This is a genomic window from Planococcus sp. 107-1 (genome assembly GCF_021513255.1).
Taxonomy (GTDB): Bacteria; Bacillota; Bacilli; order Bacillales_A; family Planococcaceae; genus Planococcus.
In genome coordinates this window covers 1,266,161-1,287,883 of record NZ_CP090977.1, presented here as the reverse complement: position 1 = coordinate 1,287,883, position 21,723 = coordinate 1,266,161, and the positions used below count along the sequence as shown (strand labels likewise).

The following is a 21,723-nucleotide window of genomic DNA, read 5'->3' as shown; positions in this document are numbered from 1 at the left end:
ATAGAGCCCCTAATAGGCTCTATTTTTTATGCGTTTTTTGTAGATTGGCGTTCTTCAATGCGATACGGCAAAATAACTTGTTTTTCTTCGATTTCTTCTTCGTTCATATATTTTGTCAGCAAGCGCATGGAAACGGCTCCGATATCATATAAAGGAAATGCGATCGATGTCAGCATCGGACGTGCCATGCGTGCCAGTTTGGAATTTTCATAGCTGATGATTTCTACATCCTCAGGCACTTTTTTTCCGCTTTCTTCAAGCGCATGAATGACGCCGATAGACATTTCGTCATTGCTGACAAAATATGCGGTTGGCTCATGAGGCTGCAAAGTAGAGACAGCTTCCATGCCTTCGTCATAGGAATTATTGCATTCTACGACCAGTTTCTCATCATAGTCAATGCCTGCATCTAATAACGCTTCTGTGTAAGCTTTTAATTTATAGTCTTTATTGATTTTAGAGCTTAGTGGACCTGAAACAAAGGCAATTTTCTTATGTCCATTATCGACCAATTTTTTAACCGCCTCGTAGGCAGCTCCATAATAATCGATATTTACAGACGCTACTGCGTTCGTTTCATCGATGGATCCAGCTAAAACGATCGGCGTCGGAGATCTTTCCATTTCGTAAAGAAGTTCAGTTGAGATTACATCGCTCATGAAAACTATGCCATCCACTTGTTTTCCAAGCATTGTTTCCAACAATTGAAGTTCCTTATTCTGATTTTGGTCTGAGTTCGACAAAATGATGTTATAGCGGTACATGGTCGCAATGTCTTCTATTCCCCGAGCTAATTCTGCATACATACTGTTTGAAATATCGGGAATGATGACGCCGACCGTTGTGGTTTTCTTGCTGGCTAATCCTCTAGCCACTGCGTTAGGGCGATACCCCAATTCTTCAATTACTTTTAATACTTTCTTTCTCGTAGCAGGTTTTACGTTTTGATTGCCATTCACTACTCGCGAAACGGTAGCCATGGATACATTCGCTTCTCTTGCTACGTCATAAATCGTAACGGTCACGGTGCGCCCTCCTTTCCTATATCTATAATCATACGATAAAGCGTTTCATCTAATCAACTAAAAAAAGAAAAGCCGGGGAGCCCGGCTCTTCGAATTTACATTTTTAATTCGTATTGCTTCATGAATTTCATCAATGAATCGTAGTATTCGTCGAATTGCTGCAAGTTCATTTGCTGAGCTGCATCTGACAAGGCAACTGCCGGGTCTGGATGAACTTCAGCCATAACTCCATCAGCTCCGATAGCGATAGCCGCTTTAGCAGCCGGCAATAATAGATCGCGGCGGCCAGTGGAATGCGTAACATCAACAAATACCGGCAAATGTGTTTCTTGCTTCAAAATCGGCACTGCCGAGATATCCAATGTATTTCTTGTCGCTTTTTCATAAGTGCGGATTCCGCGCTCGCAAAGGATGATTTGATCATTTCCTGATGCGATGATGTATTCTGCTGCATTAATGAATTCATCGATTGTTGCAGCCATCCCTCTTTTTAGAAGAACCGGTTTATTGATTTGCCCGACTGCTTTCAGCAATTCGAAGTTCTGCATATTGCGCGCTCCTACTTGAACAACGTCTAGGTAAGGCAATGCATCTTCTAAATGTGAAGGTGTGACAATTTCAGATACGACAGCCAAATTGTATTGCTCCGCTGCCGCTTTCAACATTTTCAGACCTTCAAGGCCTAGACCCTGGAAATCATAAGGGGAAGTACGTGGCTTGTAAGCCCCTCCGCGAATTAAGCGAAGGCCTTTTCCGCCAATAGCTTCTGCCACTTTCGTTACTTGTTCTTGAGATTCTACTGCACACGGTCCGAAGATGAATGAAGGTGTGCCTTCACCGATGCGTTCTCCGTTGATCGTGATGATTGTATCCTCGGATTTCTTTTTACGGGAGACCAGCAATGCTTTGCGTTGGTCTTCTTCTTGCATATCCAAAGCAGATTTGAAAATTTCCTTGAATATATGGTCAACGGTCTTTTGATCAAGTGGACCGCTGTTATGGTCTTTTAATAAGTTAAGCATATGGCGCTCACGCAATGGATCGTAGCGATTGACACCTTGTTTTTCTTTGATTTTCCCGATTTCCTGGATGACTGTTGCTCTTTCGTTGATAAGAGAAAGGATTTGCAGGTTGACTGCGTCAACTTTTTCTCTAAGCTGTTCTAAATCTAATTGGCTCATTTTCTACTTCCCCTTTCGAGATTCACCTTACTTAGTGACTCATATTAACATATTAGAACTATTATAAGCAAAGTATTCAATAAAGTCACGAAATTTATTTTAGCGATTCAACGCGCTAAAGTGTTTTGAAATAAAAAAAGCTGAAGCACTAGGCTCCAGCTTACTTTTCAAGCGATAAATTCTGTCATGGATTTGCTTGTTATATCTCCATGAGAGGCGTGCCAGTCCACTTTTTCACTTGCAAAATGGAATAATTGAGGCGATTCATGTTTAATTCCGGTAATTTCCGCAATGTTTTGTGACAATTCCCGGTCTTCCTGAACCACTAAAAACAAAAACAATTGATTCGGATGCAGTGAACAGTATTCATTGAATTCATTCCATGCAGCGGCTGAAACCGGGCATGTACTGCTGTGTTTAAATAGCCAGTAATGCTGGGCTTTGCCTGCATGCTGCTTCAAACTGTCCAGATCCTGTACACGCACTAGATTTTTCATTTAACCCGCCTCCTACATCAGTTTGATGATTTGTTGTTGTTTTTATTGCTTGAGTTATTGTTCTTATTGCTTGAGTTGTTATTGTTTGGGCTGTTGTTAGATGAATTGCTGTTGCTCGAGTTTTTGTTCGAGTTGTTGCTGTTGTTTGAGCTATTGCTAGACTCCGATTTTTTTTCTTCTTTCACTTCTTCTACCGCTTCGCGTAAAGCATTTGCAGTTGAAGTAAATGCTTCCTTGCCTGTAGATTCTGCTTGGTCTACTGAATTTTGAACTGTATCCAGCATCTCGATCGATTCTTCGCCTTCTGACGAAGCTGTGCCGTCGTCCATTGGAGACTGGCCGCCTTTCAGGTTCTTCACTTTATCGACAACTTTAGAAGACTGCTCTTTGACTTGCTGCGTCAATCCGCCTGATTTTTCTTTGGCAGTGTCTGTATAAGTAGAGGTTTTCTCTTTTAAAGTAGTCGCATGTGTATTTAAATCAGAGCGCAATTCCTTGCCTGATTTAGGCGCTAAGAACAATGCCGTTGCAGCGCCGATGATTCCGCCGACTAAAGCACCGATGATAAAGTCTTTTGAACCTGACTCATCTTCGTAATCGTAAAGATCATCGTAGCGGTTCGTCATGCCGTAAGATTGCGGCACGTAATCATTTTGCTGATAGTTCTGGCCGTTTTGAGAATAGTAATCACGATTGTATTGAGGTTCATTATAAGTTGGACGTTGGTTGTTATCATTGTTATGTGTCATTTGAACATTCCTCCATTATGGTAATTTAGTATTGATCGTTATGCGGCAATTGCTTTTGCCCTGGAACCGGTGCATAAGATGACGAAGCACGAGTTTCATAGATTTTACGCTCTTTCCACTTATCGCGGATGCCCATGACGACATTGCTCCATTGAACAACTTGAGCAATCTTATCTTGGTTCATTTCGACTTGAGTCGAAACTTCAGAAGTGACGCGGCGGATGGATGAATTCAAATCCGTAACCGAATTCCCCACACCTTTAACTGCATCTACTACTGTATTCAGTTTTTCAGATTTAACTTGAATGTCTTCAGCTAATTCATTTGTTTTGTGCAGCAAGTTCGTCGTCTCCAACGTGACCCCCTGCAATTGATTTTCAAGGCCTGCTACTGTTCCAGTTACCTCTTTCAATGTGTTCTTCAGCGAATTCAATGTCATCGCCAATGCTACGCATAGAATTAAAAATCCGATAGCTGCTACGATAGCCGCTATGTAAAGCAGTATTTGCCAATCCATGCTTTTTCCTCCTTTTGCGAAACTGTTATATCTCTTTTGTACCCCGCTGCTTATACACCTAAACACCGGTACTTTATCTTAATTCAACAAAACTTAAGGAATTCCTCCTAGGGAAAAGACAATTTGGTTTAAAAAATTAGAAACTCCCGCCAACTATTCTTTTTAAAACCATCATCCTTACTCTTCGGATTTTCCAAAATCCGTTTTATCCTTTTCCACTATTAAGGATATAGTAATCTCCTTTTCGCGAATTTTTGCAAAAAAAAACAGCTTAACTTTAAAAGTTAAACTGTTTCCTCAGTCTTCAATAGTTTCTCGAATGCTTCTTGGAACTTGGTCACGTCTCCGGCACCCATAAATAAAAATACGGCTTGTCCATGCGCGAGCAACGGCTTAACGTCATCCGCTTGGAGGATATAACTGCCTACAATTTTTTCTTCAAGATCTTGAATCGTTAGGACGCCTGCTTCTTCACGTGCTGAACCGAAAATATCGCATAGATAAATATGGTCAGCTTCGCTTAAACTATCGGCAAATTCCTGTAGAAATGTCTGTGTCCGCGTAAAAGTGTGCGGCTGGAAAATCGCCACAAGTTCCCGGTCCGGAAATTTCTGGCGTGCAGATTGCAAAGTCGCGCGGATTTCAGTCGGATGATGTGCATAATCATCGATTAGAATATGCCCGCCAATTTCAGTTTGCGTGAAACGGCGCTTTACTCCTTCGAAATCGGCTAATTGCTGCTGAACGATTTCCGCTGGGATGTTTTCGTAATGGCAGAGGGAAATTACTGCCAATGCATTCAATATCGCATGATCGCCGAACATCGGAATTGTGAATGTGTGGTAAAATTCGTTGCGAATCACCACATCAAACGTCGTGCCTTCTGTCGACTTGACGACATTTCTTGCCTGAAAATCATTTTCAGCTCCAAATCCATAATAGACAACCGGAATCGGTGCTTGAATCCGTTGAAGGTATTCATCGTCTCCACATGCTATGATGCATTTTTTCACTTGTTTCGCCATCTCTTCAAATGCATTGAAAACATCATCGATTCCTGCGAAATAATCCGGATGGTCAAAATCGATGTTTGTCATGATCGCATAATCTGGATGATAAGCCAAGAAATGGCGGCGATATTCACACGCTTCTGCAACAAAGAAATGTGAATCCTCTTTACCAAATCCAGTTCCGTCTCCGATCAAGTAAGAAACGGGTTTATAGCCATCAAGAACATGCGCCATCAATCCGGTAGTCGACGTTTTGCCGTGTGCTCCTGTGATAGCGACCGATACATATTGACTCATCAGATCTCCAAGGAATTCATGATAACGAATGATTGTTGCACCGAGCTCTCTTGCTTTTACAAGTTCAGGGTGATTGTCATTAAAAGCATTCCCTGCAATAATTGTCATGTTTTCATGAATATTATTTTCGTCGAAAGGCAAAATCGTGATGCCTCTTTCACGCAAACGGTCTTCCGTGAAAAAGTGCTGTTCGATATCCGAGCCTTGGACCTGTTCCCCCATGTCGTGCATAATCTGCGCAAGTGGGCTCATACCGGACCCTTTAATGCCGGTAAAATGTAGTACTGTCATAAATGAACCTCCTGTGGGAGTTGAAAATTAGTCTAATCAATTCGTTTGACGGACTGAATAGCTGCTTACTTATGTTTAAACATAATCACTCGATTATACCATTTTTTATGAAAGAGCAATATACCCGATATTTCCTCTTAATTTTCAAGTATTTTGAAGTTTTCACTGGAATACCTCAGCTATATCATCTTCCGTCATAAGAACAGCTCTCGCTTTACTGCCATTCTGCTCTGAAATAAAACCATGCTGTTCAAGAAGATCCATTAAACGCGCAGCCCGGTTATAGCCGATATGGAATTTCCGCTGCAATAGAGACGTCGAGGCGCTTCCTTGAGTCATGATAAAGCGGCAAGCCTCTTCAAACAAATCATCTTGAAAATCCGCTCCGCTAGCCCGCTTGATCAATTCCTCTTCTTTAAAGAAATATTCCGGTTCACCTTGATCTCTTACATGGGCAATCACGTCTTCAATTTCTTCATCTGTCACAAAGGTGCCTTGAATACGGACAGGCGCTGACATGCCATTCCCTAAGTAAAGCATATCTCCCCTGCCAAGCAAGCGTTCTGCCCCTTGCGTATCCAAAATCGTCCGGCTATCCACTTGGGAAGAAACCGAAAATGCGATGCGCGTCGGGATATTGGATTTGATCAATCCCGTAATTACGTCAACAGAAGGACGCTGTGTCGCAATCACCAAATGGATTCCGCATGCTCTTGCTTTTTGCGCAATCCGGCAAATTGCGTCTTCAACATCCGAAGGAGACATCATCATCAGGTCAGCCAATTCATCAATGACAATTAGGATATAAGGCAGATGCTGAGCATAATCGCCTTTTTCTTCCACCATCTTATTATAACGGTTTAAATCCCGAACACCTGCGTGGGCAAATAATTGATAACGCCGTTCCATTTCCTCAACAGCCCACTTCAAAGAAGCGGTAGCCGCTTTTACATCTGTAATGACCGGACTGACCAAATGAGGAATATGGTTATAAGGCGCCAATTCGACCATTTTCGGATCAATCAGCAAAAGCTTTAGATCTCTTGGAGATGATTTATACAATAAGCTCACTAACAAAGAATTGATGCACACGCTTTTCCCGGATCCCGTAGCTCCCGCAATCAGTCCGTGCGGCATTTTCCGAAGATCAAGCGTCACCGGTTTCCCGGTCAAATCGAGGCCCAGCGCTGCTTCCAACGGGGATTCCGACTCCGAAAATACGCGGCTTTCAATGACTTCCGAAATGCGGACAGCCCGTGATTTCCGGTTCGGGATCTCAATCCCGATTGAGCTTTTCCCGGGAATCGGAGCTTGAATCCGAATATCTTTGGCAGCCAATGCCAATTTCAAATCGTCTGCTAAGTTACGTATTTTGCTGACTTTCACGCCTTGTGCAACTGTCACTTCAAATTGCGTAACAGCAGGCCCTTGGACAATGCTTAGTATAGAGGCTTGAATCTGGAAATGGGATAACGCTTCAATTAGCCGCTCGCCTTGCTCTTCCATCCACACTTCATCCACTAAATCATTTTCGGGCGGACGGAGATAATCCGTCCCCGGCTGTTCGTAAGCTTTAACTTCTGTGACAGTTTCCACATCCTGAAATGTTTCCAGTTCCAGAACTTCTGGATGTTCAGTTTCAGGCTCCTTTTCAGCAGACAGAACCTCGGACATCATTTGCCGGTTCACTTCCAGCTTTTTATCATCCGTTGCTGCTTGTTTTTTATCAGACGCCGGTTCAGCTTCAACTACATTTATGCCAGGATTATTTTTAATTGCAGGAGTAGCTGCAGGAATGGACGGTTTTTTGACCCGTTCTTTATCCGATTTCAGCATCAATACATTGAACGGCACTGTCTTCTCCCGTTTTCCAGCTGGTTTCACCGTTTTAGCCGGCGATTCTGAAGCGGCTTCAAGTTCAGTATGTAGCGGTTTTTCAATTTTGCTTTCGCTCGATTCTTGTTCTGCACTCGGTTCTATAGCTGTAACAATTGGCAGTTCTACAGCCGGTGCTTCAATCGCTTCTGTTTCAAGTTCGAGCGTTGCTTCCACTGCCGATTCCGGCACGTTTTCAATCACTTTATCTTCATCTGCCAAGTCCTGATCTGGCAGTATTGTTTCAGCAATAGACTCAGGATTTGAATCCGTTTCAAGCGCCTTTTTTTCCGCTTTGGATTCCAAGAGCTCGATAGGCTGATCAGAGGAATGATTGTCAGTCGGCTGAGATACCATGGCTTCTGGTTTTTCAACCGTTTCCGGGGCGAAATTTAAAGCAGGTGCTTTTGTCGCAGCAAGAATCGCTGAAACTTCCTTCTCATCGTTTTTCAATTGCTCAAAAGTGGTTGCCTTTTTCACAATCGGCTTATGGATGCGATTTTCCGGAGTATCATTGTATCCGTATATCGGTGAAGGTACGCGGGTTGGTTCAAAACGCCGAGTTTTCTTAACGCTTGTCGGCGCTTCGTATTTGCGGCTTTTCGGCGGTACAGGCGGTTCATACGAATGAACGGCTGGCTTTGGTGCTCCAGCGTTACGCGGTTCGTGGCTTCGACGCGGTTCGTACGTCCGAATCGGTTCAAAATCCTGAACCGGCTCACGATTCCGCACCGGCGTGCGCTCTCTCGGCGTTTCTGGCTGGGCTTCCTGGAGGGTTTTCGCGTCGTAATTCAAAGCACGTTGGATAGCCGGATTTACCGGACGTCTTCTCGGTGCCGCCTGCTGCTCATCCCCTCTTCTTAAACTGTCGCCCAATTTGTCATTTCTCGGATTCTGTTTGATGAACGACCCTTTTTCTTCGTCCGTTATGACAGGAAAACGAAAAGGTGCTCTTTGAGGACGAACCGAAGAAGCCGAAGTGGTTTCTTTTTCGACTTCCTCGTAATCTTCTTCCGTGTCTTCTGGGAACATGCGGCTCCATAAATTTTTAACCCAACTCATTTTGCGTCACGCCTTTACTTCAAATGGTGATCCCGTTTCTGCATCTTCTGGTAAAACGAGTATCCCTTTTTCTTGGGGCGCATTCGGCAACGCCAATTCTTTCGCAGAACAAATCATCCCGCTTGAAGCCACTCCGCGAAGCTCTGCATCTTTAATGATCATCCCAGATGGCATAACCGCTCCAACTTTCGCAACTACCACTTTTTGGCCGGCTTCTACGTTCGGAGCACCACAAACGATCTGCAATTGTTCAGTTCCGACTGCCACTTGGCAAATGTTCAATTTATCCGCATTCGGGTGTTTTTCTTTCGATTCCACATAGCCAACCACAAATTTTGGCGATAAATCGACTTCCAAAATATAGTCGACGCCGTTTTTCTCCAACGCATTTTGAAGGACAGTGACCACTTCTTCCGTCACTTCAACAGAAGCAGCTTCTCCTAAATCCATGTATTCACTGGCATTAAACAAATTAAAGCCGGCAATCGTGCCAGAAGCATCTTTGATCAAGGTAATGTCCCCTGTTTGTTCCGGGTGAATTTTTTCTGGTGTTTCTGTCTGTAATTGAACTAAAAGGACATCGCCAATTCCGTTTTTATTGTAAAAAGCATTCATTTCTTATCGTTCTCCTCTTCTATTCTATTCTTCGCCATAATGAAAATCGGTTCCAATTCGCCATTCTCATAGATGAACGAAAGTGAAGTGATCGGCACTTTGCCGTTTGTGAAAAAGTGCATCGCCATTTGGGCCAACACATCATAACCGGTTTCATTCCGGATATCTCCAATGATCAGCACATCCTGGTGGGGCACAGACACGGTCATATCGCCGGTGATTTTTGTTTTCATCTCTTTTAAAAAACTCTCATTTAAAATTCGGGAGGCATCATAGCCATCATTTTCGTTAAGAAAATAAAACACGTTGCCTGCTACATGGTCTTCTTTCACTGCAGTTTTCAGTTTCTTCACCTGAAATTTGGCAATTTCCTTGAGCTGCTCCACTGTCAGACTTAATGAATTTAACATATTTTCATCAATTAAGCGATAGGTAGTCCCCGCATCCAAGGCATAATAGATCCTTGTTTCTGCAGTATGTTCACTCGTCACGAACTTATTTCCTTCTTTCGACTCTTCCGGGAAAGAAGTGGAACGGATAACCGGAAAAATATGTTCGGTCGATTTCAATTCACCTTTCAGCTCTTTTTCCATCGCCTCAAATGTTTCCGTGATGATGTAGACGATTTCATCAATCGCCGGTTCCCCTTTTGCTTCATACCGGTTGATCACTTGAGGCAGAGAAATGCTTGTCCCTTTTTTCAAAGCCTCGTGTTCGATATGAAGCATGTTTTTTTCCCGGTCGAAACGCCAATTCAATTGCGGATTTGGCATCCGCTCTCTCAAAATATTTACAAGTTCAAATGATTTCATCGGATTCCATCCTTTCTCTCAAAAATAAACGGTTCTGCCATAAATGGCGAACCGTCATTTTTTTATCCCGCCGATTCTGGTTAAAGCGAAGAGCTTTAAGCAGATAAATTCGTGATAAATGATTCGATTTCGTCTTGCGTTTTGCGGTCTTTGCTGACAAACCGGCCAGCTTCTGCTCCGTCTTTATAAGCGAGGAAACTTGGAATGCCGTAAATATCCTTTTCGATGCATAAGTCGATAAACTCATCGCGGTCCACCGATACAAATGTATAGCCGCTGAATTTCGTTTCCACGTCCGGCATAATTGGATCGATAACACGGCAATCCGGGCACCATCCAGCAGTAAACATGAAAACAACCGATTCTGTAGCTGCTAATGTATTGAATTCTTCAACACTCGCTAATTTTCTCATTGCTAAAACTCCTATTCTTCGTTATCGATTGAACGGACGGTTTTCATCATCCATTCCATATTGCCATCAATTTTACTTTCTTCGGAAATGGTCGTCATTTTGACGCCGCCTGCACTGACTACCAATTCATAGCGGTCTTCTGCAATGTTTCGGACAGTCGCAAACCCGAAACGTCCGTTTTCTTCGAAAGTTTCATCCGCAGTCCATTTTTGCTCGGGATTCGCTTTTTGAAGATCGTAGAATAAGCGGCTGTCTGCCGATTCATTCGGATTCACAAATAACACAAAAGAATCGCTGCCTTTTGTAATGATTATATTGTTTTCATCAGAAGGTTCTTCGACTGTGTAGCCTCCCGGCAGATAGAACTCCACATGGTCTGTCTGTTCGTTCACATCTTCCGGTTGTTGTTCAAATGCCGATTTTGCGGATTCCATTCCATCCGCTACCCGTTCTTCCGGCGTAGCAACGCATCCGGCAAGTAAAAATGCTGCGGCTATAACTGCCAATCCTAATTTCTTACGAGGCACACAAATTCCTCCCTAACTTCGTTACTAACCCTTATTTTAAAGGTGTTTTCTAGGACATGCAACTTAATCGCTGTCTTTCAGGAATTGACCGACCAACAGTTCGACGATGTGCTCAAACATTTCATTCCGTTTGATGAGCCCTGCCGTTAAGATACCGATTGCCCCTTTATGATGGCGTACTCCGATTTCGCCGGCGTATTCGTCCATCACTGGCCCCAATTCCCGTCCGGCGCGCAGTTGTTCAGAAATCCTCTCCGGCAACGGAAGTTGTGCACCTGCAGCTGTGTAAACGTATCCTTCTTTTGTAGCCAGCGCACCCCAATTGCATAAATAGAGGACCCCTTCTAATTCGTATACGCCTCCTTCAAGTCCGAACGCAAGATCAAATCCTCCAAGAAGGGCTGTCTGAGCCCGGTTCACAGCGCCTTGCCGCGTTTCTTCTAACGAGAAGGGCTGGGCTGAAACGCCGGATTCCGCCTCAACCGGTACGATTTCGGCTTCGAATTGCAATTTTTCCAAAACGGCTGAGACCGCTTTGATTTTTGCCGGATTGTTCGAAGCGATCGCCGCAGTTAATTTTTCCATGATTCTTCTTCCTTCCTATTTTGAAATTAATTCAAAAAAAAGCGCCCGAAGGCACTTTTTAAGCGTTTTGTTTAATGGTATCTACAGTGGTCTGATCTGCTGCTTTTACGAGTTTGATCAACAACTCTTTGGCTGCCGCATAATCGTCTGTATGGATAATTGATGCCGATGTATGGATGTACCGCGAACAAATGCCGATGACTGAACTTGGCACCCCTTCGTTCGTCAAATGGACTCTTCCGGCATCGGTTCCGCCTTGTGAAACGAAATATTGGTAGGGAATGCTGTGGGTCTCCGCCGTGTCCAAGATAAATTCCCGCATGCCGCGATGTGTAACCATGCTCTTATCTGTAATTCGCAGGAGTGTCCCTTTTCCAAGCTGGCCGAATTCGTTTTTATTGCCATTGGCATCGTTTGCCGGGCTAGCATCAAGCGCAAAGAAAATGTCCGGATTGATCATCGTCGAAGCGGTTTGAGCGCCGCGAAGTCCGACTTCTTCCATAACCGTTGCCCCTGAGAATAATTGGTTCGGCAGTTTTTCATCTTTCAATTCTTTCAATAGTTCAATGGCTAATCCGCACCCGTAGCGGTTGTCCCAAGCTTTGGCCATGATTTTCTTGTCATTGGCCATCGGCGTAAATGGGCTAAAAGGAACAATTTGCTGGCCAGGACGAACGCCAAACGACAACGCATCTTCTCTATCGTCAGCTCCGATATCAATCAGCATATTCTTGATTTCCATCGGTTTGCTGCGCAGCTCATCGCTGAGCAGGTGCGGAGGAATCGATCCGATTACACCCGGGATAATTCGATCGCCTGCAATGATTTCGACTCGCGTCGCGAGCATCACTTGATTCCACCAACCGCCTAAAGGCTGAAAACGGATCATGCCGTTGTCGGTAATTTGAGTGACCATGAATCCAACTTCATCCATATGCCCTGCTACCATAATTCTTGGCGAATTCTCTTGTCCATGCTTAACGCCAAAGACGCTTCCAAGATTATCTTGAATCAATTCATCGGAATATTTTCCAAGTTCCTGTTTCATGAACTTTCTGACTGCATGCTCATTTCCTGGTGCTCCTGGAAGTTCCGTTAAGGTTTTAAATAACTCTTTCGTTTCACTATTCATGCGTCTAATTCCCCCTAAATAAATTGCCTTTATCTAGTTTAGTTCTTTTATCAGTTTATTTCCAGCTTTGTATTTCGTTTTTCGAAAGAATCTGCCTCTGCATTCCCTTTTAATTTCGCATCGAAAACTTCTATGGTACAATTTAAACAGTACGTATAGGAGGGATTTCAGTGAAGAATCGTGATTTATTGATCGGCTTTGTTACAGGTGTAGCAGCCACTTTCATCATCAAAGAAGTTTATGACCGGAAAGAAAAGCTCTACCCTGCAGACGATGTATTAAGCAGCGTTAAAGCAGCATTTAAAGAAGAAGGTCCGATTGACGGCTCGTGGATTTTCATGAAAACCGAGCCATACAAACAACACGCAATCACGACTGAAGTTTATAAAGGCGGCATTACACGCCACAGCCAGGATGAACTCGAGCAATTTGAATTCCTTGCAGATGCCTACACTGGCGCTGTTCTTGAAGTTACGAAAGTTTAATTTTCCTATTTAAAAAGGAGCCGGTCAACCCGGCTCCTTTTCTTATGGCTTTTGTTTGTATACGACAGATTCGACGATTTCCTTGCCGTCGCTGCTCCATTTTAAAATGCGGAAATAGGCATCGTGGTAAAAGGAGAAATAATAGCCTTTATCCAATGCTTCTTTCATCAACTTCTCTTTGGCAAAAATCGAGTCCATCGGGTAATCGTCATAGGCTAATACCCAAAGCGGATTTTGATGGGCGTGCGTCGGCATGATATCCCCCATATGCAGAATGGTTTCGCCGCCGCTTTCCATTTTGACTACGCTGTGTCCGTTTGAATGTCCCCCAGTATGGATCATTGTAAAGGCGTCGAACAAGGTCTTTTCCCCTTCAAATGTTTCCACTTGGCTGACGATCGGCTCCCAGTTTTCTTTCCAATATGTATTTTTGGAACGGATATTCGGATTTTGCATTTCTTCCCATTCCACTGCGGAAACATGGATTTTCGCATTCGGGAAAACCGGCACATATTCTTCTCCTTGCAGTTTCGTGAGCCCAGCAGCATGGTCACCGTGTAGATGCGTCATGATTACGGTATCGATGTCTTCTACCGTCAACCCGAGTTCAGTCAAGTTTTCTTCGATACGGGATTCTGAAGAAACCCCTAAATTACGCTTTTGGCGATCAGTCAATTTTCCGGAACCGAGACCGCTGTCGATGATAATATTATGGCCTTCATACTGAACAAGAATCGGGTGGGTCGGCAGTTCAATCTGATTTTCTTCATTGACCGGATAACGTTTTGACCAGACGACTTTCGGCACCACCCCAAACATCGTGCCGCCGTCAAGCCAAGTCGTTCCTCCGTCTAACCACGTTAATGCCATATCGTGAAATTGAAATTTCTCCACTATAAATCCCCCTTGTGAATTAATTTACTTGAAACTGCGCTTCCATGCGGTAAATCGGTTGGCCCTTTTTAGAGAACTTCTCTTCGTATTCGGTCATAATGTTCCATTCCGGTTCATTCGCATGAAGATCCAAGGAAACATCTTTCAATAGCATTCCGTATTCTGAAATGCTCACCAATGAATATTCGAAAAGTCCGCGGTTGTCTGTTTTAAAATGGATTTCGCCGTTTTCTGGCAAGATTGATTGATAAATCTTCAAGAACGATTCATGCGTCAAGCGGCGTTTTGCATGGCGTGTTTTCGGCCAAGGATCTGAAAAGTTCAGATACAAGCGATCCACTTCCGCTTTCTCAAAGTAATCTGCCAGATTCTTTGCATCGACACGCAGAAGCCGAAGGTTTGGCACGCCTTCCGGACTTTCCAATACGGATTCAAGTGCCGTAACAATTACGCTATCGAACAATTCGATTCCGATATAATTGATTTCCGGGTTCGCTTTTGCCATTCCGACAATGAAGCGCCCTTTTCCAGTGCCGGCTTCAATGTGAAGCGGCTGTGCGTTGCCAAATTCTTGCTGCCATTTGCCTTTTAACAAAGTTGGTTCAGGAATAACGATTTCAGGGTGCGATTCAATTAACTCCGCTGCCCATGGTTTATAGCGTGCTCTCATTTTACATCCTCTTTCTTTCTTATAATAATAAGCAGACAATTTGCCTTTGTTTTTCTTATTGCTGGATAACCTGCCATTTGGAAGCGCTCACCGCATAATTCACCGTTTCCTCTAAATTCGTCTTGGCAATCGCATCCCCATCGACATGCCGGTAAATTGAGTGATGAGGAGTCTTGGCCGAAATTTCCTTGGCGCTGAACTGAGCCACTTCTTTAAAGCGTGTATGGGTTCCGCTAAAAACCGTACCAAAGACCAGCAACAGTTTCAAGCGCGAAATTCCATGGACCACTGTCAATTCAAGTACACCGTCATTTGTTTTCGAATAAGGGGAAATTTTCATGCCGCCCCCAAAATACGCCTGGTTATGAATGGTTGCAAACCAAACGTCATGGAACTCTTTTTCCTCTCCATCAAGTTGGACCATTAAATCGAATTTCTGAAAACGGATCAACGTCAGAATCACATACATCAAATAAACGAGTTTTCCAGCGCCGATGCGGTTCAACTGTTTTTTCAGCGAAGAACGATTGACGATATCACTGATCTCCGCATCAAATCCAATGCCGCTGCTGCTGACGAATTGATGCACTTCTCCGTTGCTGAATTCACCAAGATCACAGGCTGCGCTTTTCGGCGACTGCAGGTATCGCGCAATAGCTGGGCCATCCTTGAATGACTGGAACCCCCTGCCAAAATCATTGCCTGAACCTGCTGCAACAGAACCGATCACGAGATTATTCGCCCCTGCTGCTCCGATGGTGATTTCCGCTGTGTACCATCTCCGCCAAATCCGATTACCAAATAGGAATTTTGCGATTGATGCAAAGATTTGACGATTTGGGTGGCGTGGCCGGCGTATTCGGTGATTTCCGCTTCAAAAGGAAAATCCAGTGTTTTTTTGAAACTTCTCCACTTTTTTAAGGATCTGCCGTTTCCGGCTGCTGGATTGATGATAAATAATGTTTTCATGTGACCTCATCTTGGCGCATTAAACGCCTTCTTTCAAATGATAAGTAAACTCTTCGATATATTTTGGGGTTTGTCCAGGTGCAATTCGGAATATGGTAAAGCGATCCACAGTAAACGTGATGAGTTTTAGCTGCCACTCTTGTTTAACCGGCGGACCGCCTTTCCATTTTGCAGCTAGCGTAATATGAGGCACGAATGGCTTCAAATCAGGATTCAGCTTAAATTCCAAGACTTTCTCTTTTACTTTAGCCTGCAGATTTTGAAGTTCTTCGCTTTCTTTGACTGCCGCATAAACGATGCGCGGCGTTTCAGGGTTTCCAAAAACTTCGACGCCATTGATCGTCAACTCAAACGCGGCGTGATCAATTTCCTTTAAAACTTCCGAAGCTTTCGTGATTTCTCCGTTCGGATCATTGCCGATAAACACGAGCGTCAAATGCATATCTTCCGGTGCTGTGTAACGTTTGTGGCTATCCATATCCCAGGAATTTCTTGCCTGCTCCAAGGCAGCCGCTGCAATAGCAGGGATTTTGATACCTATAAAATAATGGGCTTCCACCAGCTTCACCTCTCTTCATTATACCATTTGCGGAGAAACAAAAAAATAGCGGCCGGCTTTCGCCGGCCACTTTATTAAGATTTCACAGTCAATTTAAGATTTGCCACAAAAGCTTCCTGCAATTTTCGCGTAAGTTCACCAGGAACGCCTTCTCCGATTTTCTGTCCATCGATTTGGACAATCGGCATTACCTCTGAGGTCGTTGAAGACATGAAGAACTCATCCATTTCCAAAGCTTGAGTTTTCGTGAAAGCAAGCTCTTGGACTTCGATGCCAAGATCCGCACATAGATTTAGGATTACGCGGCGTGTAATTCCGTTTAAAATCAAATTCGTTGCCGGATGTGTATAAAGAATCCCGTTTTTCAAGCCATACATATTGGAAGAAGATCCTTCGGTGATGACTTCGCCGCGGTGCAGAACCGCTTCAAAACAACCCGCTTCGTACGCTTCCTGCTTCGCCAGGATATTCCCGAGCAAGTTCAAGCTTTTGATATCGCAGCGCAGCCAGCGGATGTCTTCGATAAATTTCGCATGGACACCTGTTTCCATCAATTCAAGCGGACGCTCTACCGTTTTTGTATAAGCGACAAGCACTGGTGACGTATCGGATGGGAATTGGTGCTGACGCGTATATGCGCCGCGTGTAAGCTGCACATAAACTTGCCCATTTTCGATTTCATTCATTTCCACCAAATCATACATCAATTTATGGAAGACATCCTTTGTATAAGGAATGATGATTTTAATCTTTTCAGCACTTTCGTAAAAACGGTCAATATGTTCTTCTGCAGTGAATAGATTGCCTTCATACACACGGATTACTTCGTAGATCCCATCGCCGAATTGATAACCTCGGTCTTCTTTTGAAATGTTCAATTCCTCTTCACGAATAAATTCATCATTATGCAATATCCAATCCATCAGCAGTCCCTCTTTTCTCATTTTCTGTTTGGCTCGTGCGGCAATAAATATGGTTCAGCCGTTCTTCTTGCAAGCTAATTCATAGATCGCTTCTGCATAAATCGCAGTCGCTTTAATCAAATTGTCGATATCGACAAATTCATCCGCTTGATGGGCAACATCTTTTTCACCTGGGAACAGCATGCCGAATGCAACGCCTTTATCAAGCACGCGTGCATAGGTGCCTCCGCCGATTGCTAATAGATCGGCCTTGTCGCCCGTCTGCCGTCCATAAGCTTGCTGAAGCGTTTTGATGAACGGATCATTTTCATCTACATGATGTGGAGGGGAATTGGATTCAACCGTCAATTCGTATCCAAGCAATCCAAGCTTCTTCACTTTTTCATCAAACGGGTACGTGATCGAATAGCGCATGCTAATGTCAATGGTCGCCGACTCGTTCCGTTCAAAGCGGAAGATGCCCGCGTTGAATGTCGTGTCTCCAGAAACTTCATCGGTAAAGTCCAAGCCCAATCTGCGTCCACGAGAATCCTGATAAAAGTTATTTGAAATGAATTCGGCGAATTCCTGGCCGTCTCCAGTCAGATGATCTTTTAAAAACAGTGCCAGTAGAATTCCCGCGTTCACTCCGTGGTCCGGCTCCATCGCATGGGCGGATTTCCCAGAGAGAAGCAACTTAACTTCATCCCCTTGTTTTTCAGCCGACCCTGAAACCGAGTGAGCGGTGCAAAATTCTTCAAATGCTTGCTGCCACTGTGGAAGCTCCCCTTCAACTACCGCTTCTGCCAAATCCGGCACCATATTCGTCCGTTTGCCTGAAACAAAGGAAATCAATTCATCCGGCATTTCCCAGATGTTTTTGGAAAAACGGATGCCCGCGATGCCTTTTTCGGCATTGATGATCGGGAAATCCGCATCCGGCGCAAACGCGATCGTCGGCATTTCTTCTGTCTCGAAATAACGGTCGACGCACCGGAATCCACTTTCCTCATCTGTTCCAATAATTAAGCGGATCCGTTTTGAAAATTCAAAGCCGGCTTCTTTGACGATGTTTAAAGCTGTCCAAGCTGCAATAGTCGGACCTTTATCATCAATGGCGCCTCTGCCATATAATTTGCCGTTTTCAATTTCACCGCCAAATGGATCTTTTGTCCAGCCATCGCCTACAGGCACAACATCGACATGCCCTAAAATTCCAAGCAATTCTTCACCAGTGCCGATTTCCAGATGGCCGGCAACGTCCGCAACATTTTTCGCTTCAAAGCCCTTTTCCTCGCCTTTCGCCAAAAACCAATCGAGCGCTTGTTTTACATCCTTGCCAAAAGGGGCATCTGGTGCTGTCTCTTCACTCAACACACTCGGAATCGCAAGCAATTGCTGCAATTCGTTTATCATGCTTTCTCTTCTTTTTTCTGCTTCTTGTAGCCAGTCCATGATTCACTCCCCTTTTTTAATTAAAGCTATTGTACACCTTTTTGGATTTTTTTGAAGGATGTTCCTTAAAATCAACGGAAAAAAAACCGATTTCATTTATTAAGTTTGTGTGAATTCGGTAAAAAATATGGATATTCAATTACTTTTTCGATATAATCAAATTGTCAGATAATAGGTTTGACATATTTATTAAGAAAAGGGGCTGTCTTTGGCAATTATTTCAAAACCGTTGAGTATACCTCAACAATCCGTCCGCTAGTCTTTGCCTATGGGAAAAAAGATGAAGGAGTGGTTCTCTTACATGAAACCTACAACTGATCGTATGCTCATTCGAATCAAAGATATGTATAAGTACATCCGTGACAACGGAACTGTAACTACGCAAGATCTAGTCGATGAATTCGGCATCACTCCTCGCACCATTCAAAGAGATTTGAATGTGTTAGCCTTTAACGATTTGGTGACGAGTCCAACTCGCGGCAAATGGACAACGACGCATAAAAAGGTGAAGATGACTTCCTGATAGAAAAGCGCAAGCACCTGAACTACAGGAAAGCCGATCTTACAGACAGCTCAGAAAAACTTCTTAACAAAGAAAATGACCGCAAAGGCTGCGGTCATTTTCTTTGTTTTAATTGGTCAATTTCTTCTTCCGTTAAATGGCGGTATTCGCCGAGCGCAAGCGCCGGATCTAATTCCAGCGGCCCCATCGATAAACGCTTTAAATACGTGACTTCTTTTCCCACGCTTTGGAACATCCTCTTGACTTGATGAAATTTTCCTTCCGTAATCGTCAATTCAATTTCTGAGACAGCACCGCTTTCCAGGATTTTCAACACAGCCGGCTTTGTTTTGTAGCCATCGTCGAGAACGACTCCATTTTCAAAAGCCGCTCCATCTTCTGCGGTAACTTCCCCGTCTATGATTGCGAAATATCTTTTGTCTACGTGTTTCTTTGGTGACAAGAGTTCGTGGGCAAGTTTTCCATCATTCGTCAGCAAAAGAAAGCCTTCTGTATCTTTATCCAAACGCCCTACCGGAAACGGTTCAAAGTTCTGCTCTTCATCTGCTAGTAGATCAATAACCGTTTGGTCGTATTTGTCTTCCGTTGCTGAAATCACGCCTTGCGGTTTATTCATCAGCAAATAGATGAATTCCGCATATTCCACACGTTCTCCGCCGACCGTTACCTCGTCCGAAAGCTCGTTTATATGCACTTTCGGATCTCGGATTTCCGATCCATTCACTTCAACCGCTTTTGATTTCAGTAAAATTTTCACTTCTTTTCTGGAGCCATACCCCATATTCGACAGAAACTTATCGATGCGCATGTAATCCTCCTAGAACCCGAATTTTCTTGTGTATTTCGTTAATCGTTCACCCAGCAGCTTTTGGGCAATTCCTGTTTTCAACCCAAGATAGCCATAAACTGCCCCGCCAATTGCCCCGACAATCAGGATACGGAAAATCGAATGGATTTTCGTGTCCATATCGATGAACAAATCAACTCCTGCCAAAGCAGCAAATACCGCAATAGCCATGACGATGTTCATCAATACAATAAGGATAATTCGGCGAACCACCATATTTGAGTGATAATTCATGGTCACTTTGATGACGGCCAAGTTCATGCCCGTAGCTACTACGTATCCGATAATTGTAGCTGCAATCGCTCCATCTGTTTCAAATCGCTCGATCAATGGAATATTTAAAGCCAGTTTTAACAGCAAGCCAATTAATAGATTCAGGATGATCCATTTTTGTTGATTGATTCCCTGTAAAATGGATGCCGTAACCGGGAACAAAGCGAAAAGAATCGCTACCGGCAAGTAATGGGACAGAACTTCAGAACCCATATCGCTGATTTCATAGAAAATATGGTAAAGTTCATCAGACAGCAAAGTCATTCCGACAACGGCCGGAAGCGTCAAGAATAAGAGGATCTGGAATGTTTGATCCAGCGTTCGATTGACCGCTTTATGGTCATTGGTTGTAAAGTATTTCGTGATCAATGGAATCAGCGCCATGGAAAATCCAGTAGCCAGCATAACCGGAATCATGACCAGTTTATGGGTCTGGAAATTCAGCATGCTCAAATAGATGCTGGAGTTTGCCGCCCCTTCAGTAGAGGCCATCGCGTTATTGAATGTCAGCATATCGACAAATTGGAATAGCGGGTTGGCAATTCCAAGAAAGACAACGGGAACCGCGTAAATAGCGATTTCCTTGTACATATCACGGAGGCTGACATCATACGATTCAACCGAGTTCGCCCGGAGCTGATTGTACTCCGGCTTTTTCTTTTTCCAGTAGTAAAACAGGACAAGCACCCCGCCAAGCGCTCCGACAAATGCAGATAGAACAGCAATCTGCACGGCAGTTTCCGGTGTTCCATTGAAAACATTCAAGACAAGATACGCTCCAACAAGCAGGAACACAATGCGGACAATCTGTTCGATCAGCTGCGAGACAGCCGTCGGCATCATGAAATTATAGCCCTGGAAGAATCCGCGGAACAAACTCATGAACGGCACGACAAGCAATGCAAAGCTGACCCATTGGATCACTTCTTTTACATCTTCTACTGTATGGACTTCGTCTTTTGAATCGATGGTGATTTCAGCAAGCGGCCCTGCAAATAAATAAAGGAAGACGAATGCCGCAAAACCTGTGACCATCATCGTGGTCAATCCGGATTTCAACAGCCTTCTTCCGGTTTCGTAATCACCGAGTGAATTGTATTTAGCGACAAATTTTGAGAACGCGATCGGCGCACCCGAAATGGCCAACGACAGCATCAAGTTATAAGGTATGTACGCATATTGGTAAAGGCCAATATTCTCTTCTCCGACCATGCTGTAGAACGGAATGACATATATGACTCCAAGGATTTTTGACAGAAATAAACCTAAGGTTAGAATGGCAGTTCCTTTAATAAGTGATGACATTTTGCACTTCCTGACTTGTTCAATGTTAAAAGCAATCTACACGATAGTTTACACCTATAAAAGAAATTACTCAACGAGTTTCAATGCATCGTGTATACTAAAAGAAAAGCGGAGATGCCTGTTCAGCTCCGGCAGACATAAGACGGAACAGCGAAGCGGCGTTCTTTGCCGCACAGCTGGGCTGGCTTATGTCCGAGGAGCTAGGCATCGGAGTCTGGACACTAAGAAAAGCGGAAGCGCCCGTCTAGCCCCG

At 43.9% G+C, this 21,723-nt stretch carries 24 protein-coding genes; 2 read left to right on the top strand and 22 right to left on the bottom strand.

Annotation, left to right across the window (positions count from 1 at the left end; translation table 11 throughout):
* Positions 1-26 precede the first annotated feature (26 nt).
* The 13 genes from ccpA to L0M13_RS06820 form a co-directional block, all read right to left on the bottom strand.
* Positions 27-1,025, bottom strand: a complete 999-nt coding sequence (gene ccpA / locus L0M13_RS06880; RefSeq protein ID WP_235198858.1) for a catabolite control protein A — start codon at positions 1,023-1,025, stop codon at positions 27-29.
* A gap of 95 nt (positions 1,026-1,120) precedes the next feature.
* The gene (locus L0M13_RS06875; protein ID WP_235198857.1) at positions 1,121-2,206 is read right to left on the bottom strand and encodes a bifunctional 3-deoxy-7-phosphoheptulonate synthase/chorismate mutase; all 1,086 of its coding nucleotides are present in this window, start codon (positions 2,204-2,206) and stop codon (positions 1,121-1,123) included.
* Between the two features lie 167 nt (positions 2,207-2,373).
* Positions 2,374-2,703 carry a bacillithiol system redox-active protein YtxJ gene (gene ytxJ / locus L0M13_RS06870; protein ID WP_235198856.1) on the bottom strand — a complete coding sequence of 110 codons (330 nt, stop codon included), beginning with the start codon at positions 2,701-2,703 and terminating at the stop codon, positions 2,374-2,376.
* A 17-nt stretch (positions 2,704-2,720) separates the two neighbouring features.
* Complete coding sequence (locus tag L0M13_RS06865) at positions 2,721-3,452, bottom strand: YtxH domain-containing protein (protein ID WP_235198855.1); 732 nt, start codon at positions 3,450-3,452, stop codon at positions 2,721-2,723.
* Between the two features lie 25 nt (positions 3,453-3,477).
* On the bottom strand, positions 3,478-3,969 hold the full coding sequence (locus L0M13_RS06860) for a DUF948 domain-containing protein (RefSeq protein WP_235198854.1): 492 nt from the start codon (positions 3,967-3,969) through the stop codon (positions 3,478-3,480).
* 284 nt (positions 3,970-4,253) lie between these two features.
* Positions 4,254-5,567, bottom strand: coding sequence for a UDP-N-acetylmuramate--L-alanine ligase (murC, locus tag L0M13_RS06855; protein ID WP_235198853.1), 1,314 nt, complete (start codon positions 5,565-5,567; stop codon positions 4,254-4,256).
* A gap of 162 nt (positions 5,568-5,729) precedes the next feature.
* A complete protein-coding gene (locus tag L0M13_RS06850) occupies positions 5,730-8,504 on the bottom strand; it encodes a DNA translocase FtsK (RefSeq protein ID WP_235198852.1) in 2,775 nt (924 codons plus the stop codon).
* Between the two features lie 6 nt (positions 8,505-8,510).
* On the bottom strand, positions 8,511-9,119 hold the full coding sequence (gene ytpR / locus L0M13_RS06845; protein ID WP_235198851.1) for a YtpR family tRNA-binding protein: 609 nt from the start codon (positions 9,117-9,119) through the stop codon (positions 8,511-8,513).
* Positions 9,116-9,931 (bottom strand): DUF1444 family protein, encoded by an 816-nt coding sequence (locus L0M13_RS06840; protein WP_235198850.1) that lies wholly within the window; start codon positions 9,929-9,931, stop codon positions 9,116-9,118. The genes ytpR and L0M13_RS06840 overlap by 4 nt, the downstream gene beginning before the upstream one ends.
* A gap of 95 nt (positions 9,932-10,026) precedes the next feature.
* A complete protein-coding gene (locus L0M13_RS06835; RefSeq protein WP_235198849.1) occupies positions 10,027-10,344 on the bottom strand; it encodes a thioredoxin family protein in 318 nt (105 codons plus the stop codon).
* 11 nt (positions 10,345-10,355) lie between these two features.
* Positions 10,356-10,871: a hypothetical protein gene (locus L0M13_RS06830; protein WP_235198848.1), complete on the bottom strand. Its 516-nt coding sequence runs from the start codon at positions 10,869-10,871 to the stop codon at positions 10,356-10,358.
* Between the two features lie 63 nt (positions 10,872-10,934).
* Positions 10,935-11,456 (bottom strand): DUF84 family protein, encoded by a 522-nt coding sequence (locus tag L0M13_RS06825; RefSeq protein WP_235198847.1) that lies wholly within the window; start codon positions 11,454-11,456, stop codon positions 10,935-10,937.
* 58 nt (positions 11,457-11,514) lie between these two features.
* Positions 11,515-12,588, bottom strand: coding sequence for a M42 family metallopeptidase (locus L0M13_RS06820; protein ID WP_235198846.1), 1,074 nt, complete (start codon positions 12,586-12,588; stop codon positions 11,515-11,517).
* Positions 12,589-12,758: 170 nt separating this feature from the next.
* On the opposite strand from L0M13_RS06820, the gene L0M13_RS06815 reads away from it, so the two are divergent.
* Entirely contained in the window at positions 12,759-13,073 is a 315-nt protein-coding gene (locus L0M13_RS06815) for a PepSY domain-containing protein (RefSeq protein WP_235198845.1), read from the top strand.
* A 42-nt stretch (positions 13,074-13,115) separates the two neighbouring features.
* Here L0M13_RS06815 and L0M13_RS06810 read toward each other — a convergent pair whose 3' ends face one another.
* From L0M13_RS06810 to pepV, 7 genes are all read right to left on the bottom strand, one after another.
* Positions 13,116-13,967, bottom strand: a complete 852-nt coding sequence (locus tag L0M13_RS06810) for a YtnP family quorum-quenching lactonase (RefSeq protein ID WP_235198844.1) — start codon at positions 13,965-13,967, stop codon at positions 13,116-13,118.
* Positions 13,968-13,986: 19 nt separating this feature from the next.
* Entirely contained in the window at positions 13,987-14,637 is a 651-nt protein-coding gene (trmB, locus tag L0M13_RS06805) for a tRNA (guanosine(46)-N7)-methyltransferase TrmB (protein ID WP_235198843.1), read from the bottom strand.
* A 55-nt stretch (positions 14,638-14,692) separates the two neighbouring features.
* Positions 14,693-15,367, bottom strand: a complete 675-nt coding sequence (locus L0M13_RS06800) for a diacylglycerol/lipid kinase family protein (protein WP_235198842.1) — start codon at positions 15,365-15,367, stop codon at positions 14,693-14,695.
* Positions 15,364-15,606 carry an acylglycerol kinase family protein gene (locus tag L0M13_RS06795; RefSeq protein ID WP_235198841.1) on the bottom strand — a complete coding sequence of 81 codons (243 nt, stop codon included), beginning with the start codon at positions 15,604-15,606 and terminating at the stop codon, positions 15,364-15,366. Before L0M13_RS06795 ends, L0M13_RS06800 begins: the two co-directional genes overlap by 4 nt.
* 19 nt (positions 15,607-15,625) lie before the next feature.
* Positions 15,626-16,165: an RNA 2',3'-cyclic phosphodiesterase gene (thpR, locus tag L0M13_RS06790; protein ID WP_235198840.1), complete on the bottom strand. Its 540-nt coding sequence runs from the start codon at positions 16,163-16,165 to the stop codon at positions 15,626-15,628.
* A gap of 74 nt (positions 16,166-16,239) precedes the next feature.
* Positions 16,240-17,088, bottom strand: coding sequence for a D-amino-acid transaminase (gene dat, locus L0M13_RS06785; protein WP_235198839.1), 849 nt, complete (start codon positions 17,086-17,088; stop codon positions 16,240-16,242).
* Between the two features lie 54 nt (positions 17,089-17,142).
* Positions 17,143-18,522 carry a dipeptidase PepV gene (gene pepV, locus L0M13_RS06780; RefSeq protein WP_235198838.1) on the bottom strand — a complete coding sequence of 460 codons (1,380 nt, stop codon included), beginning with the start codon at positions 18,520-18,522 and terminating at the stop codon, positions 17,143-17,145.
* A 301-nt stretch (positions 18,523-18,823) separates the two neighbouring features.
* On the opposite strand from pepV, the gene L0M13_RS06775 reads away from it, so the two are divergent.
* Positions 18,824-19,045: a DeoR family transcriptional regulator gene (locus L0M13_RS06775; protein WP_052652080.1), complete on the top strand. Its 222-nt coding sequence runs from the start codon at positions 18,824-18,826 to the stop codon at positions 19,043-19,045.
* Between the two features lie 94 nt (positions 19,046-19,139).
* Here the strand turns inward: L0M13_RS06775 and L0M13_RS06770 are convergent, their stop codons facing one another.
* Together L0M13_RS06770 and L0M13_RS06765 are read right to left on the bottom strand one after the other, a co-directional pair.
* Positions 19,140-19,853, bottom strand: a complete 714-nt coding sequence (locus L0M13_RS06770; RefSeq protein WP_235198837.1) for a pseudouridine synthase — start codon at positions 19,851-19,853, stop codon at positions 19,140-19,142.
* A gap of 9 nt (positions 19,854-19,862) precedes the next feature.
* Positions 19,863-21,470 (bottom strand): putative polysaccharide biosynthesis protein, encoded by a 1,608-nt coding sequence (locus tag L0M13_RS06765; protein ID WP_235198836.1) that lies wholly within the window; start codon positions 21,468-21,470, stop codon positions 19,863-19,865.
* Between the last annotated feature and the right edge of the window lie 253 nt (positions 21,471-21,723).

What these genes read in the sequence shown, in the direction of transcription:
- L0M13_RS06770 (WP_235198837.1), bottom strand. Translation starts at nt 19,853, where the DNA reads ATGCGCATCGATAAGTTTCTGTCGAATATGGGGTATGGCTCCAGAAAA.
- L0M13_RS06865 (WP_235198855.1), bottom strand. Translation starts at nt 3,452, where the DNA reads ATGACACATAACAATGATAACAACCAACGTCCAACTTATAATGAACCT.
- L0M13_RS06820 (WP_235198846.1), bottom strand. Translation starts at nt 12,588, where the DNA reads ATGAATAGTGAAACGAAAGAGTTATTTAAAACCTTAACGGAACTTCCA.
- L0M13_RS06875 (WP_235198857.1), bottom strand. Translation starts at nt 2,206, where the DNA reads ATGAGCCAATTAGATTTAGAACAGCTTAGAGAAAAAGTTGACGCAGTC.
- L0M13_RS06835 (WP_235198849.1), bottom strand. Translation starts at nt 10,344, where the DNA reads ATGAGAAAATTAGCGAGTGTTGAAGAATTCAATACATTAGCAGCTACA.
- dat (WP_235198839.1), bottom strand. Translation starts at nt 17,088, where the DNA reads ATGGATTGGATATTGCATAATGATGAATTTATTCGTGAAGAGGAATTG.
- trmB (WP_235198843.1), bottom strand. Translation starts at nt 14,637, where the DNA reads ATGAGAGCACGCTATAAACCATGGGCAGCGGAGTTAATTGAATCGCAC.
- L0M13_RS06825 (WP_235198847.1), bottom strand. Translation starts at nt 11,456, where the DNA reads ATGGAAAAATTAACTGCGGCGATCGCTTCGAACAATCCGGCAAAAATC.
- L0M13_RS06795 (WP_235198841.1), bottom strand. Translation starts at nt 15,606, where the DNA reads ATGAAAACATTATTTATCATCAATCCAGCAGCCGGAAACGGCAGATCC.
- L0M13_RS06775 (WP_052652080.1), top strand. Translation starts at nt 18,824, where the DNA reads ATGAAACCTACAACTGATCGTATGCTCATTCGAATCAAAGATATGTAT.
- L0M13_RS06860 (WP_235198854.1), bottom strand. Translation starts at nt 3,969, where the DNA reads ATGGATTGGCAAATACTGCTTTACATAGCGGCTATCGTAGCAGCTATC.
- ytpR (WP_235198851.1), bottom strand. Translation starts at nt 9,119, where the DNA reads ATGAATGCTTTTTACAATAAAAACGGAATTGGCGATGTCCTTTTAGTT.
- L0M13_RS06850 (WP_235198852.1), bottom strand. Translation starts at nt 8,504, where the DNA reads ATGAGTTGGGTTAAAAATTTATGGAGCCGCATGTTCCCAGAAGACACG.
- ytxJ (WP_235198856.1), bottom strand. Translation starts at nt 2,703, where the DNA reads ATGAAAAATCTAGTGCGTGTACAGGATCTGGACAGTTTGAAGCAGCAT.
- pepV (WP_235198838.1), bottom strand. Translation starts at nt 18,522, where the DNA reads ATGGACTGGCTACAAGAAGCAGAAAAAAGAAGAGAAAGCATGATAAAC.
- murC (WP_235198853.1), bottom strand. Translation starts at nt 5,567, where the DNA reads ATGACAGTACTACATTTTACCGGCATTAAAGGGTCCGGTATGAGCCCA.
- L0M13_RS06765 (WP_235198836.1), bottom strand. Translation starts at nt 21,470, where the DNA reads ATGTCATCACTTATTAAAGGAACTGCCATTCTAACCTTAGGTTTATTT.
- L0M13_RS06840 (WP_235198850.1), bottom strand. Translation starts at nt 9,931, where the DNA reads ATGAAATCATTTGAACTTGTAAATATTTTGAGAGAGCGGATGCCAAAT.